This is a genomic window from Pseudomonas sp. TE12508, assembly GCF_056279485.1.
On sequence record NZ_JBWCCN010000011.1, the window covers coordinates 160,075 to 173,522 of the forward strand.

13 protein-coding genes are annotated in these 13,448 nt (G+C 59.6%); 3 read left to right on the forward strand and 10 right to left on the reverse strand.

Translation table 11 applies throughout. From position 1 onward, the window contains the following. Positions 1-100 precede the first annotated feature (100 nt). From ACZ9IM_RS16820 to ACZ9IM_RS16830, 3 genes are read right to left on the reverse strand one after another with little or no spacing between them, the layout of a single operon-like run. A complete protein-coding gene (locus ACZ9IM_RS16820; protein WP_063341457.1) occupies positions 101-316 on the reverse strand; it encodes a DUF1289 domain-containing protein in 216 nt (71 codons plus the stop codon). Beyond that, on the reverse strand, positions 313-837 hold the full coding sequence (locus ACZ9IM_RS16825) for a gamma carbonic anhydrase family protein (protein WP_003221962.1): 525 nt from the start codon (positions 835-837) through the stop codon (positions 313-315). The genes ACZ9IM_RS16820 and ACZ9IM_RS16825 overlap by 4 nt, the downstream gene beginning before the upstream one ends. A 56-nt stretch (positions 838-893) precedes the next feature. Continuing rightward, positions 894-1,493 carry a CoA pyrophosphatase gene (locus ACZ9IM_RS16830; RefSeq protein ID WP_007897550.1) on the reverse strand — a complete coding sequence of 200 codons (600 nt, stop codon included), beginning with the start codon at positions 1,491-1,493 and terminating at the stop codon, positions 894-896. 146 nt (positions 1,494-1,639) lie between these two features. On the opposite strand from ACZ9IM_RS16830, the gene ACZ9IM_RS16835 reads away from it, so the two are divergent. Both ACZ9IM_RS16835 and ACZ9IM_RS16840 read left to right on the forward strand, forming a co-directional pair. Continuing rightward, a complete protein-coding gene (locus ACZ9IM_RS16835) occupies positions 1,640-2,191 on the forward strand; it encodes an NUDIX hydrolase (protein WP_476224500.1) in 552 nt (183 codons plus the stop codon). 65 nt (positions 2,192-2,256) lie between these two features. After that, complete coding sequence (locus ACZ9IM_RS16840; RefSeq protein ID WP_427627536.1) at positions 2,257-2,760, forward strand: L,D-transpeptidase family protein; 504 nt, start codon at positions 2,257-2,259, stop codon at positions 2,758-2,760. 202 nt (positions 2,761-2,962) lie between these two features. Here ACZ9IM_RS16840 and ACZ9IM_RS16845 read toward each other — a convergent pair whose 3' ends face one another. The 3 genes from ACZ9IM_RS16845 to purL all read right to left on the reverse strand — a co-directional run bounded on the left by ACZ9IM_RS16845 (position 2,963) and on the right by purL (position 8,224). Continuing rightward, complete coding sequence (locus tag ACZ9IM_RS16845; RefSeq protein ID WP_427627534.1) at positions 2,963-3,376, reverse strand: DUF6124 family protein; 414 nt, start codon at positions 3,374-3,376, stop codon at positions 2,963-2,965. A gap of 620 nt (positions 3,377-3,996) precedes the next feature. After that, complete coding sequence (locus tag ACZ9IM_RS16850) at positions 3,997-4,308, reverse strand: YqfO family protein (protein ID WP_038981681.1); 312 nt, start codon at positions 4,306-4,308, stop codon at positions 3,997-3,999. Positions 4,309-4,327: 19 nt separating this feature from the next. Then, the gene (gene purL, locus ACZ9IM_RS16855; RefSeq protein ID WP_427627532.1) at positions 4,328-8,224 is read right to left on the reverse strand and encodes a phosphoribosylformylglycinamidine synthase; all 3,897 of its coding nucleotides are present in this window, start codon (positions 8,222-8,224) and stop codon (positions 4,328-4,330) included. A gap of 274 nt (positions 8,225-8,498) precedes the next feature. Between purL and mltF the strand changes: the two genes are divergently transcribed. After that, a complete protein-coding gene (mltF, locus tag ACZ9IM_RS16860) occupies positions 8,499-9,959 on the forward strand; it encodes a membrane-bound lytic murein transglycosylase MltF (RefSeq protein WP_427627530.1) in 1,461 nt (486 codons plus the stop codon). A gap of 128 nt (positions 9,960-10,087) precedes the next feature. On the opposite strand, the gene pdxJ is transcribed toward mltF, so the two are convergent. The 4 genes from pdxJ to rnc all read right to left on the reverse strand — a co-directional run bounded on the left by pdxJ (position 10,088) and on the right by rnc (position 13,380). Next, positions 10,088-10,834 carry a pyridoxine 5'-phosphate synthase gene (gene pdxJ / locus ACZ9IM_RS16865; protein WP_427627528.1) on the reverse strand — a complete coding sequence of 249 codons (747 nt, stop codon included), beginning with the start codon at positions 10,832-10,834 and terminating at the stop codon, positions 10,088-10,090. 99 nt (positions 10,835-10,933) lie between these two features. Beyond that, complete coding sequence (recO, locus tag ACZ9IM_RS16870) at positions 10,934-11,623, reverse strand: DNA repair protein RecO (RefSeq protein ID WP_427627526.1); 690 nt, start codon at positions 11,621-11,623, stop codon at positions 10,934-10,936. 172 nt (positions 11,624-11,795) lie between these two features. Further along, positions 11,796-12,698 carry a GTPase Era gene (gene era, locus ACZ9IM_RS16875; RefSeq protein WP_008073130.1) on the reverse strand — a complete coding sequence of 301 codons (903 nt, stop codon included), beginning with the start codon at positions 12,696-12,698 and terminating at the stop codon, positions 11,796-11,798. Next, on the reverse strand, positions 12,691-13,380 hold the full coding sequence (gene rnc, locus ACZ9IM_RS16880; RefSeq protein WP_007905528.1) for a ribonuclease III: 690 nt from the start codon (positions 13,378-13,380) through the stop codon (positions 12,691-12,693). Before rnc ends, era begins: the two co-directional genes overlap by 8 nt. Positions 13,381-13,448 lie beyond the last annotated feature (68 nt).

Here is a 13,448-nt window from a genome sequence, read left to right on the forward strand (position 1 = left end):
CAGCAAATGCCATACGCCTGAAAGAATAAAGTCGCAGGTTTAGCGCCGCTTCGCAGCGCAACGGGGGCAAGCCCCCTCGCCACAGAACCGCGTACAACCATCAGGAATCGGATTTGGAGGGCAACATCCAGATCAACCCACTCGACTTCGCCCGCTCATGACACAACCCCAACACCTTGCGCCGCTCTTCGTTGTCCATCCGGCTCCAGCGCGTGATCTCCTCCACCGTGCGCTGACACCCGGTGCAAATGTCATCCTCATCCAGCGCACAAATGTTCACGCACGGCGATGGAACCGGTCGTTCAGTGGTGCTCATTCTTCCTGCTCGACCAGATCGCGGGCGTAACGCTGCGAGTTATGCACATAGTGGGCAGCGCTGGCTTCGAGCATCTTCTTTTGCGGCTCGGTCAACTCGCGCACGACCTTGCCCGGTGAGCCCATGACCAGCGAACCGTCCGGAATTTCCTTGCCCTCCCCGATCAGCGAGTTGGCGCCGATGATGCAGTTCTTGCCGATTTTCGCGCCGTTGAGAATCACCGCATTAATACCGATCAGGCTGTAATCGCCCACCGTACAGCCGTGAAGCATTGCGTTGTGGCCGATGGTCACGCCGGTGCCAATGGTCAGCGGGTAGCCCATGTCAGTGTGCATCACGGTGCCGTCCTGCACATTGCTGTTCTTGCCGATCAGGATCAGTTCGTTGTCGCCCCGCAACACGGCGTTGAACCAGACGTTGGCGCCCTCTTCCAGTTTGACCTTGCCCACCAGCACGGCATTGGGTGCGACCCAACTCTGCGGATGGGTGTCGACGCGGGCGTCGCCCAGGCGGTATTTCATCTTATTGTCCTCAAAGGCTCAGGCAGCCGCAGACTCATGCCATGCGAACGATGGCTTCAGGTGTTGATAAAACTCTTGGGTGGTTGATGCAGGCTGATTTTCGCGTCATAGAGCAGGTTGATCAACTCGACGATCATGATCGCCGTCAGCCCCCAGATCTTGTATTCGCCATAACGGTAGCTTGGCACGTACCAACTGTGGCCCTGATAGTCGATGCGGTGAGTGTGCTCGCGCGGGTCTTTGCGGAAGAACTCCAGCGGCACGCTGAACACCGCGGCGATCTCGGCGTCGTTGGCCTGGTATTCGACAAAATCCGGAATCACGCCGACATAGGGCGTGACCTTGATGCCGTGCAGGGAGATCAGTGGGCTCAGCGGGCCGATCACTTCAACCAGCCCCGGCGGCAGGCCGATTTCTTCTTCGGCTTCGCGCAGGGCGGTAAAAATCAGGTCAGGGTCTTCGGGGTCGCGTCGACCGCCGGGAAAGGCAACTTCGCCGCCATGGGTCGAAAGCCCGCTGGCGCGAAGGGTTAGCACCAGTTCCGGTTCGTCACTGCGCGTGATGGGCACCAATACCGCGGCTTCGGGGAAACGTCGGTCGGTTTCCAGCGTACGCGGCGTGTGATTGCTTACCCGGTGCAGTAGCTCGTCCAGCATGAGTCTTCTCGATCTGTGCCTTACCCTGCATCATGCACCAATCGCATCGGCCGCCCAAGCCCCGAACAGCCTCATGTCGCGAAACGACAACTTGCCGACCGACACCGCTGCACGCCAAGATAGGCGCAGCATTCAGGAACCCAAGCATGAAATTTTGCAGCCAGTGCGGCAACCCGGTAACCCATCGCATTCCCGAAGGCGATTCGCGCCTGCGTTTTGTCTGCGACAGCTGTCATACCATCCATTACCAAAACCCCAATATCGTTGCCGGTTGCGTGCCGGTCTGGGGTTCGAAGGTGTTGCTGTGCCGTCGCGCCATCGAGCCACGGCGCGGTTACTGGACCCTGCCCGCCGGGTTCATGGAAAACGGTGAGACCATCGAGCAGGCCGCCATTCGCGAGACCGCCGAAGAAGCTTGTGCCCGCGTGCGCAACCTGAGTATCTATACGCTGATCGACGTGCCACACATCAGCCAGGTGCATGTGTTCTTTCGCGCCGAGCTGGTGGACCTGGATTTTTCCGCGGGGCCCGAGAGCCTGGAAGTGCAACTGTTCGAAGAAGCCGACATTCCTTGGGGCGAACTGGCTTTCCGCACGGTGGGCCGTACCTTAGAATGCTTCTTCGCTGACCGGCGGACCGAGGTCTACCCCGTGCGGTCCGAATCGATCCCGCCGCTCGTCCAGCCTGCCATCATTTAAAGCTGCTACACATAAAAGCACCTATAAAATAAATAGTCGCGACACCTCTTAGGGATATCGTTTCAATGCGCTGGTTGCTTGCTGTTTTTTGCTTATCGTTCGTCGCTGTCGCCCAGGCTTCCTCCACGGAAACGCTGGACGGCAAGGTCATCGAAAAAGTCCTGGTTCTCAAATCTGCCCACCAGTTGCAGTTGATCAATGACGGCAGGCCGATCAAGACCTATCGCATTTCCCTAGGCAAACGCCCCAAGGGGCCAAAGCTGATGGAGGGTGACAAACGCACCCCCGAAGGCTTTTATTGGGTGGACTGGCGCAAGATCAGCGACCGTTTCAACCTGGCGATGCACATCTCCTACCCCAACATCAGCGACGCCGCCCGTGCCCGGCGCGAAGGCGTCGAGCCTGGCGGCATGATCATGATCCACGGCACCCCGGACACCGAAGACAATCCCGAAGACCTGTTCCATACACTGGACTGGACCGACGGCTGCATCGCCATGCGCAACATGGACATGCGCGAGGTTTGGGGTTTGGTGCCGGACGGCACGATGATTGAAATTCGCCCTTAACGGCAACCTTTAAGGCTGGCGAGGAGCTTTTGTGGCGAGGGGGTTGCCTGTGGTGATCTGCCCCCAAAATCAGGATTGATATCCAACTTTTTGGTACAGATCAAAGTGTGGGAGCGGGTTTGCCCGCGAAGAGGCCCGCACAACCAATGAAAATCTCAAAGCCCGCTGACCGTCACAGGTCCAGCGGGCTTTTTTCATTGTGCTACCCCTGCGGGTCCAGATGATCCAACACACGATTCACCGACAACTCCGCCAACGAAATCATCTGCTGAATGCCCAAGGCCAGATTGCACGCCGGCCCAGTGAGGTCGTACGCCAACTCACTGGCCATGACATTCGCCGAAGCCAGGGTTTCACAGGCATGGGCCAGCAGGGTTTCGGAATCTACGTTGGGCGCGACGACGAAAATCGTACTTGGACGCTGGCCGGCTTCGGCCTTCTTCTGGGAAGGTGGCGCCAGATAGTGATCGAGTGCACGGATTGCGGCGTCGTGGAGCTTTTTGGAATTAAGGCAGGCGTAGGGGGAAACGGATTCGTTTTCCATGTTTGTTTCTAAATCTGTTTCTACGTCTGTTTCTACGTCTGTTTCTGGAGGATTTGGGCTGTCTTTGATCATTGTGAAACTCCTAACAAAAAGTTGGAGCTACCAGCATCACTTGCAGATGATGGGTGGCAGCTGTGCGCGGGTCTGCAAGACCGAGTTGTTAGGCCCTCGGCAGACCCGAAGGTCTCCCGCACACAGCCACCATAAATCGATGACCATTGATTTAAGCGCCACGATTATAGGTGCGCTTAAAGGTGTCTAACAAACTATCGGCGGGCTTGCAGTCCCGGTCACTGAATTGGCAGCGACAGCCAAAGGTTAGAGAGTCCACTTCCGACGGACAACCTGAAAAACTTGTGGGAAGGTTCTGATGTTTTTTCTGATCAATAAACATCGTTGCCTGTAAGGCCGTCATCGCGAGCAGGCTCGCTCCCACAGTGGGTTGGCGTACATCCGGGGGGAGATTGGTTGGCTGTGAGGCCGCCTTCGCGGGCAAGCCTCGCTCCTACAATTGAGCCGTGTGCATCTTCGAGAGATTGGTTGGCTGTCAGACCGCCTTCGCGAGCAAGCCCGCACACTCAATCAACAAGAACCTGGTCGGCTCCAAGGCCGCCACGCCCTAAAATCGCAGCCAATAAAAAACCCGCTGAAATCACTTTCAGCGGGTTTCTCATTTTCAGCGGCCAGGAAGATCAGAAATCCTCTAACCGCCATACCTCATAAGCCGGCGTCTCATAGGGATGGCTCTCTTTCAGAGCCACCACCACCGCCCGAATCAACTCATCGCTGACCACCAGCTCAACCTTCCATTCTTCAACCTGCTCGACCTGCCCCGCTTCACCAATAAACGGCTGACTGCCATCCAAAGGTCGAAACTGACCCAACCCGAACACCTGCCACGCGCAGTGATCATAAGCCCCGATCCGCCCGCCACCGGCAGCGAACACAGCACTCTTGACCACCTCGACATGACTGGCCGGAACAAAAAAACTGAGCTTGTACACGGCAATCAGCTCCCCGCTCTTAGTTAACCCAAACGCGAGCGTTACGGAACATACGCATCCAAGGTGCGTCTTCGTTCCAGTCTTCCGAACGCCACGAGTTCTGCACGGCGCGGAACACACGCTCCGGGTGCGGCATCATGATGGTCACGCGCCCGTCGCGGCTGGTCAAACCGGTGATCCCGCGCGGCGAGCCGTTCGGGTTGGCCGGGTAGTTCTCGGTGACCTTACCGTGGTTGTCGACAAAACGCATCGCCACGCAACCCGACAGATCGGCTTCCAGCAACGCTTCTTCGCTGGCGAATTCGGCATGACCTTCACCGTGAGCAATAGCGATCGGCATACGCGAACCGGCCATGCCCTGCAGGAAGATCGAGTTCGACTCCTGGATCTGCACCATGGCAACGCGAGCTTCGAACTGCTCGGAACGGTTACGCACGAAGTGCGGCCAGAACTCGCTGCCCGGGATCAGCTCGTGCAGGTTGGACATCATCTGGCAACCGTTGCACACGCCGAGGGTGAAGCTGTCATTACGTTCGAAGAAGCCCTGGAAGGCATCGCGAGCGCGGCTGTTGAACAGTGCGGACTTGGCCCAGCCTTCGCCGGCGCCCAACACGTCGCCGTAAGAGAAACCGCCGCAAGCCACCAGACCTTTGAACTCGTTCAGGTCGACACGGCCGGCCAGAATGTCGCTCATGTGCACGTCGATCGCGTTGAAACCGGCGCGGTCGAACGCAGCCGCCATTTCCACCTGACCGTTGACGCCCTGCTCACGCAGCACGGCAACCTGTGGGCGGATGCCTTTCTTGATGTAAGGCGCGGCGACGTCCTGGTTGACGTCGTAGCTGAGCTTGACGCTCAGGCCCGGGTTGTCTTCTTCCAGCAGCACGTCGAACTCTTGTTCGGCGCAGTCGGCGTTATCACGCAGACGCTGGATCTGGTAGCTGGTCTCGGCCCACTGACGTTGCAGCAGACGACGCTGACCTTCGAACACGGTGTCGCCGTTGAAGGTGATGCTGATCTCGCCGTTGTTCATCGGCTGACCGATCACCGACACGCAGTCACCCAGGCCAGCTGCGCTGAACTGCGCGAGGATGTCCGGAGTGGCGTCCTGGCGAACCTGGATCACAGCACCCAGTTCTTCGTTGAACAGGATCGCGGCGATGTCGGCGGAGGTTTCTGCCAGACCGTCGAGGTTCAGGCTCAGGCCGCAATGACCGGCGAAGGCCATTTCCACGACGCTGGTCAGCAGACCACCGTCGGAACGGTCGTGATAAGCCAGCAAGTGACCGTCGGCGTTGAGACCCTGGATCACGGCGAAGAAGGCTTTCAGGTCTTCGGCGTCATCGACGTCCGGTGCCTGCTTGCCAAGTTTGCCGTGAACCTGAGCGAGGATCGAAGCGCCCATGCGGTTCTGACCGCGACCGAGGTCGATCAGGATCAGGTCGGTGGTGCCCTTGTCCATGCGCAGTTGCGGGGTCATGGTCTGACGGATGTCAGCCACTGGGGCGAAGCCGGTCACGATCAGCGACATCGGCGACGTCACCGTCTTGTCGACGCCTTCGTCGTTCCAGCGGGTGGCCATGGACATCGAGTCCTTGCCTACCGGAATGGTGATGCCGAGGTCCGGGCACAATTCCATGCCGACCGCTTTCACGGTGTCGTACAGACGCGCGTCTTCACCCGGGTGACCGGCGGCGGACATCCAGTTCGCCGACAGTTTGATGTCGGAGATTTTGGCAATGCGCGACGCCGCGATGTTGGTCAGGGTTTCGCCGATGGCCATGCGACCCGACGCCGGAGCGTCCAGCAGAGCCAGCGGAGTACGCTCGCCCATGGCCATGGCTTCACCGGTGTAGACGTCGAAGCTGGTAGCGGTGACGGCAACGTCAGCCACCGGAACCTGCCACGGGCCGACCATCTGATCACGGGCCACGAGGCCAGTGATGGTACGGTCGCCGATGGTGATCAGGAAGCTTTTGCTGGCCACGGCCGGGTGATGCAGAACGCGCTCGACGCAGTCGGCGATCTCGAGGGTCGACGGATCGAAATCATCGCCCAGCTCGTTTTCGCGAACCGCCGAACGGTGCATGCGCGGGGCTTTGCCCAGCAGCACTTCGAGCGGCATGTCCACCGGGCTGTTGCCGAAGTGGCTGTCGGTCACGGTCAGTTGCGGTTCGGCAGTGGCTTCGCCGACCACGGCAAACGGGCAACGCTCACGTTCGCAGATCGCCTGGAAGCGTTCGAAGTCCGCAGGTCCCACCGCCAGAACGTAGCGTTCCTGGGATTCGTTACTCCAGATTTCGTGCGGGGCCATGCCCGGCTCGTCGTTTGGAATGTTGCGCAGCTCGAAGCGACCGCCACGGTTGCCGTCGTTGACCAGTTCCGGGAAGGCGTTGGACAGACCGCCCGCGCCGACGTCATGGATGAAGCTGATCGGGTTTTTATCACCCAACTGCCAGCAACGGTCGATGACTTCCTGGCAACGACGTTCCATTTCCGGGTTTTCGCGCTGTACCGATGCGAAGTCCAGATCCGCCGAACTGGTGCCGGTGGCCATGGAAGAGGCAGCACCGCCGCCCAGGCCGATGAGCATTGCCGGGCCGCCGAGCACGATCAGCTTGGAGCCAACGGTGATCTCGCCTTTCTGTACGTGTTCGGCACGGATGTTACCCATGCCGCCAGCCAGCATGATCGGCTTGTGGTAACCGCGAACTTCGTCGCCACGCGGGGTGGTGATCGATTGTTCGAAGGTACGGAAATAACCGGTCAGGGCCGGACGACCGAATTCGTTGTTGAACGCGGCGCCACCCAGCGGGCCTTCGATCATGATGTCCAGCGCGGTAACGATGCGCTCAGGCTTGCCGTACGGCACTTCCCATGGCTGTTCGAAACCCGGGATTTGCAGGTTGGACACGGTAAAACCGGTGAGGCCAGCCTTTGGCTTGGCGCCGCGACCGGTTGCACCTTCGTCGCGAATCTCACCGCCGCTACCGGTGGACGCGCCCGGGAACGGGGCAATCGCGGTCGGGTGGTTGTGAGTTTCGACTTTCATCAGGATGTGCACCGGTTCCTGCACCGCGCCGTACTGGCGGGTTTCAGGGTCCGGGAAGAAACGGCCGGCGACGGAGCCAACGATTACCGAGGCGTTGTCCTTATAAGCCGACAGAACACCTTCGCTGTGCATCTGATAGGTGTTCTTGATCATGCCGAACAGGCTTTTTTCCTGGCTCTGACCGTCGATGTCCCAACTGGCGTTGAAGATCTTGTGACGGCAGTGCTCGGAGTTTGCCTGGGCAAACATCATCAGTTCGATGTCGTGCGGGTTGCGCTTCAAGCCAACGAAGGCTGCGACCAGGTAGTCGATCTCGTCTTCGGCCAGGGCCAGGCCTAGCTCGGTGTTGGCTTTTTCCAGCGCGGCGCGGCCGCCACCCAACACGTCGATCGCGGTCAGGGGCTTGGGTTCGGCGTGGCTGAACAGGCCGGCGGCTTGTTCAAGGTTGTCCAATACGATCTGGGTCATGCGGTCATGCAAGGCGTCTGCAATCAGCTGCGCTTCGGCGTCGCTGAACTGGCCGGCGACGTAGAACGCGATACCGCGCTCCAGGCGCTGGACTTTGGTCAGGCCACAGTTGCGAGCGATGTCGCTGGCTTTACTGGACCACGGCGAGATAGTGCCGAAACGTGGCAACACCAGAAACAGACGACCGGTTGGCTCTTGTACTGGAACGCTTGGGCCGTACTTCAGAAGGCGCGCGAGCACCTGCTGTTCGTCGCCGGTCAGGACGCCGGTAACTTCGGCGAAGTGAGCGAATTCAGCATACAAGCCGCTGACAGCCGGAACCTTCTGGCTCAGTTGCTCAAGGAGTTTGCTGTGGCGAAAGGCAGAAAGGGCAGGAGCGCCGCGCAGGATCAACATCTTCGGGACAGCCTCGGGAAGGGGTGTGCTTTGAGGCCGTGCATTCTAGCCTAAACCGCCCGCGACATCACCCGAAACGGTACGCACGGCTGTACCCGAACGTCGGGCCGGGTTTTCGGGCCCTGAACAAGCGTGCGCCGAGGGTTATTTTTTATCTCACAAAATGCTGTTCGGGCCCATTCCTGCGGGCTCCAAGCGGGTTTTAGACTCTCTAGCAGACAAGCCCTTCGCTGTCGAGATATGGCGCTCGTGGTCCTTTGCGTATACTGCGCAGATGTTTTCCCCAACGGCTTTGCGTCCGCGGTACGCCAAATGGCTGATCGCAACCGGACTCTTCCTGGTGCTCGGTGGCTGTGTTGATAAACCCAACACGCTGGAGCGCGTAAAGGAGGATGGCGTGCTGCGGGTGGTTACCCGTAACAGTCCCGCCACCTACTTTCAGGATCGCAACGGTGAAACCGGCTTCGAATACGAGCTGGTGAAGCGCTTTGCCGAGGATCTGGGGGTCGAGCTCAAGATCGAAACTGCCGACAACCTCGACGACCTGTTCAATCAGGTGGGCAAGCCCAATGGCCCGGTGCTGGCTGCTGCCGGCCTGGTCAGCAGCGAAGAACGAAAAAAACAGGTGCGATTTTCCCACTCCTATCTCGAAGTCACTCCACAGATCATCTACCGCAACGGCCAGTCACGGCCGACCGACGCAGGCGATCTGGTCGGCAAGAAGATCATGGTGCTCAAGGGCAGCACCCACGCCGAGCAATTGGCAGAGCTGAAAAAGAAATATCCCGGCATTGAATACGAAGAATCCGACGCGGTTGAAGTCGTCGACTTGCTGCGCATGGTCGACGAAGCCCAGATCGATCTGACCCTGGTCGATTCCAACGAAGTCGCGATGAACCAGGTGTACTTCCCCAACGTGCGGGTCGCCTTCGATCTCGGTGACGCCAGCAATCAGAGCTGGGCCGTGGCCGCCGGCGAAGACAACAGCCTGCTCAACGAGATCAACGCCTACCTCGACAAAGTGAAGAAAAACGGCACCCTGCAACGCCTCAAGGATCGCTATTACGGGCACGTCGATGTACTCGGTTACATGGGCGCCTATACCTTCGCCCAGCATCTGCAGCAGCGGCTGCCCAAATACGAACAGCATTTCAAGACGTACGCCAAGAAAGAGAAAGTCGACTGGCGCCTGCTGGCGGCGATCGGTTATCAGGAATCGCTGTGGCAAGCGGCGGTCACGTCCAAGACCGGCGTGCGCGGATTGATGATGCTGACCCAGAACACGGCGCAAGCCATGGGCGTGTCCAATCGACTCGATCCCAAGCAGAGCATCATGGGTGGGGCAAAGTACCTGGCCTATATGAAAGAGCAACTGGATGAGTCGATCCAGGAGCCGGATCGTACGTGGTTCGCGCTCGCAGCCTACAACGTTGGCAGCGGTCACCTGGATGACGCGCGCAAACTGGCGGCCAAGGCAGGGTTGAACCCGGACAAGTGGCTGGACGTGAAGAAAATCCTGCCGCGCCTGTCGCAGAAACAGTGGTACAGCAAGACTCGTTACGGCTACGCCCGGGGCGGCGAGCCGGTGCATTTCGTGGCGAACATCCGTCGTTACTACGACATCCTGACGTGGGTCACGCAGCCGCAGCTGGAAGGCAATCAGGTCGCTGAAGGCAACCTGCATGTGCCGGGGGTCGACAAGACCAAGCCGAGCCAGGAAACCCCACCGCTTTAAATCTTCGCAGCCTTCAAAGACGCCATCGCGGGCAAGCCACGCTCCCACAGATCCGCGTCGAATATTCAACTGTCGTTCAACTCGGACCTGTGGGAGCGTGGCTTGCCCGCGATGGCAGCGCCGCCGATCTAACCTTTTATCGCAGCGGCCAGAATCAACGCCTTCATCTCCGAAACAGCCGACTTGAACCCGACGAACAACGCATGGGCTACCAGCGCATGGCCGATGTTCAGTTCATTGATGCCCTTGATCGCCGCAACAGCCTCGACGTTGTGATAGTGCAGACCGTGACCGGCGTTGACGATCAGCCCCTGGGCCAGACCAAATGCCACGCCATCGGCCACGCGCTTGAGCTCTTCAGCGACTTCGGTCGGCGTCTCGGCGTCCGCATAACGCCCGGTGTGCAATTCAATGGCCGGTGCACCAACACGGCGGGATGCTTCGATCTGCCGCTCGTCCGCGTCGATGAACAGCGATACTTCACAGCCGATCTTCGCCAGGCGATCCACCGCAGCCTTGATCCGCGCCTCCTGCCCTGCCACGTCCAGACCGCCTTCGGTGGTCAGCTCCTGACGGGTTTCCGGGACCAGGCAAATGTGCGCCGGGCGGATGCGTTCGGCGAACGACATCATTTCTTCGGTGACGCCCATTTCGAAATTCATGCGGGTTTGCAGCACGTCCTTGAGCAGCAACACGTCGCGCTCCTGAATATGCCGACGGTCTTCGCGCAAATGCACGGTGATGCCGTCAGCGCCCGCCTCTTCCGCGTCCAGCGCTGCCTTGACTGGATCCGGGTAGCGAGTACCCCGGGCCTGACGCAGGGTGGCAACGTGGTCGATGTTCACGCCAAGAAGAATGCGATTGCTGGTGGTCACGGAAGCGCTCCTGAAAACAAGGGAAAGTTCGGTGCACAGCATACACGGGGAGCCTGGGTCTGTTGACGCAAGCATCAACAGTTCCTATGGCTTGCGAAACTATGGCTTACGAAACAACTCGCGACTGACTAGAGGACGACCGCCCAGATGAACGGCCAGCGCCTGACGCATCAAGCGCTTGGCAGCGGACAGCGCTCCGGGCGCGGACCAGTCGGCATCGGCCATGGCCAGCAATTCAGTGCCGTTGAACAGACCCGGTTGCAGCAGATAGACCCGTTCCAGGCCTGCATCCACTTGTAAGCGGTAGAGGCCATCCGGCGCGATGGGGTCGCCATGGATATCAGTGTTCAAGGCGAAACCGTAACCGAGGTCGTCGAGCAAACGCCATTCGAAGGAGCGCAGCAATGGCTCCAATGGACGGCCTTCGGCCAGGGCGAGCAAGGTCGCGGCGTAGTGATCGAAGACTGCGGGATGGGGGTCTTCGGCGGGCAGCAGACGGATCAGCAACTCGTTGAGGTAGAGACCGCTGAACAGCGCCTCGCCGTTGAGCCAGGTGGAAACACCGGCGCTTTCCATGCGACCGACGTTTTTCAATTCACCCCGCCCACGGAATTCGACTTCCAGCGGCACAAACGGTCGCGCCAGGGTTCCAGCCTTGCCCCGCGCGCTGCGCAACACCGCCCGTAGCCGACCTTGCGGCGTAAGGAAATCCACCAGCGCACTGCTTTCGCGGTAGGCGCGGGAGTGGAGGACGTACGCGGGTTGGCCGGTTGGCGCGGTGTTCGACATGGAAATCGCAGTTCTCAATGAAGGAGCGCAGTTTTACAAACAACCCAAAACCAATGTGGGAGCGGGCTTGCCCGCGATGGCGGACTTACATTCAACATCTCTGCTGAATGTTACATCCTCATCGCGGGCAAGCCCGCTCCCACAGGGTTCTACGGTGCAGCGCAGACCGGGTTTACAGATCGCCGTAACCCAGCGAACGCAACGCACGTTCGTCATCGGACCAGCCGCCCTTAACCTTGACCCACAGGTTGAGCATGATCTTGGAGTCGAACAGCAGCTCCATGTCCTTGCGCGCCTCGGTGCCGATGCGCTTGATGCGCTCGCCCTTGTCGCCAATGATGATTTTCTTCTGGCCGTCACGTTCGACGAGGATCAACGCATGGATGTGCAGGGTTTTGCCCTGCTGCTTGAACTCTTCGATTTCCACGGTGATCTGGTACGGCAGCTCGGCGCCCAACTGGCGCATGATTTTCTCGCGCACCAGTTCGGCGGCAAGGAAGCGGCTGCTGCGGTCAGTGATCTGATCTTCCGGGAAGAAGTGATCGTTTTCCGGCAGGTGCTCGGCGATCACTCGTTCCAGCGCGTCCAGGTTGTGCCCGTGCTGGGCCGAGATCGGCATGATCTGCGCGTTCGGCAGCTGTTCCTGCAACCAGCTCAGGTGCGGCATCAGCTCGGATTTGTCTTCGATACGGTCGGTCTTGTTCAGCGCCACGATCAGCGGGCCGGTCACGTATTGAACGCGCTCGAGGACCATCTGGTCTTCGTCGGTCCACTTGGTGCGGTCAACCACGAAGATCACCACGTCGACGTCTTTCAACGCCGCCGAAGCGGTCTTGTTCATGTAGCGGTTCAGGGCCTTTTCGCCGCCCTTGTGCATGCCCGGGGTGTCGACGTAGATCGCCTGAACGGCGCCTTCGGTCTTGATGCCGAGCATGTTGTGACGGGTGGTCTGCGGCTTGCGCGAGGTAATCGCCAGCTTCTGACCCAGAATGTGGTTCAGCAGCGTGGACTTGCCCACGTTGGGACGGCCGACGATGGCAACATAGCCACAGCGAGTTGCGGTTGAATCAGTCATTGCCATTCTCCACACCCAGGGCAATCAGTGCTGCGGCGGCCGCTACCTGTTCGGCAATACGACGACTCACACCCTGACCTCGGCTTTTTTCATTCAGTAAGATGATTTCACATTCGACGAAGAACGTCCGGCAATGCGGCTCACCCTGGATATCCACCACTTCGTAACGCGGCAGCTCACAACCACGGGACTGCAGGAATTCCTGCAGGCGGGTTTTCGGATCTTTATTGGTGTCGACCAGCGTCAAGCCTTCGAACTCTCCGGCCAGCCAGGCCAGCACGCGCTCGCGCGCCATGTCCATGCCGGCGTCCAGGTAGATCGCACCAATCAGCGCTTCCAGGGCATCGGCCAGAATCGATTCGCGACGGAAACCACCGCTTTTCAATTCACCGGAGCCCAGGCGCAGATATTCGCCCAGATCGAAACCACGGGCCAGTACGGCCAGGGTTTCACCTTTCACCAAGCGGGCGCGCAAACGCGACAACTGGCCTTCGCGGGCCAGCGGGAAGCGATCGAACAGCGCCTCGCCAGCGACGAAGTTGAGGATGGCATCACCGAGGAACTCCAGGCGTTCATTGTTGCGCCCGGCAAAGCTGCGGTGAGTCAGGGCCAGGACCATCAGCTCCTGGTCTTTGAAGGTGTAGCCGAGCTGACGCTCTAGACGGCTTAAGGAGACGCTCACGGTTTACCCACGCTGAGTTCGTGGCTGGATTCCACCGCCATCGCCGTGGTGCGGCGCAGGCTTGGGAC

What these genes read in the sequence shown, in the direction of transcription:
- era (WP_008073130.1), bottom strand. Translation starts at nt 12,698, where the DNA reads ATGACTGATTCAACCGCAACTCGCTGTGGCTATGTTGCCATCGTCGGC.
- recO (WP_427627526.1), bottom strand. Translation starts at nt 11,623, where the DNA reads ATGTCGAACACCGCGCCAACCGGCCAACCCGCGTACGTCCTCCACTCC.
- purL (WP_427627532.1), bottom strand. Translation starts at nt 8,224, where the DNA reads ATGTTGATCCTGCGCGGCGCTCCTGCCCTTTCTGCCTTTCGCCACAGC.
- ACZ9IM_RS16820 (WP_063341457.1), bottom strand. Translation starts at nt 316, where the DNA reads ATGAGCACCACTGAACGACCGGTTCCATCGCCGTGCGTGAACATTTGT.
- ACZ9IM_RS16845 (WP_427627534.1), bottom strand. Translation starts at nt 3,376, where the DNA reads ATGATCAAAGACAGCCCAAATCCTCCAGAAACAGACGTAGAAACAGAC.
- ACZ9IM_RS16835 (WP_476224500.1), top strand. Translation starts at nt 1,640, where the DNA reads ATGAAATTTTGCAGCCAGTGCGGCAACCCGGTAACCCATCGCATTCCC.
- ACZ9IM_RS16840 (WP_427627536.1), top strand. Translation starts at nt 2,257, where the DNA reads ATGCGCTGGTTGCTTGCTGTTTTTTGCTTATCGTTCGTCGCTGTCGCC.
- ACZ9IM_RS16825 (WP_003221962.1), bottom strand. Translation starts at nt 837, where the DNA reads ATGAAATACCGCCTGGGCGACGCCCGCGTCGACACCCATCCGCAGAGT.
- ACZ9IM_RS16830 (WP_007897550.1), bottom strand. Translation starts at nt 1,493, where the DNA reads ATGCTGGACGAGCTACTGCACCGGGTAAGCAATCACACGCCGCGTACG.
- mltF (WP_427627530.1), top strand. Translation starts at nt 8,499, where the DNA reads ATGTTTTCCCCAACGGCTTTGCGTCCGCGGTACGCCAAATGGCTGATC.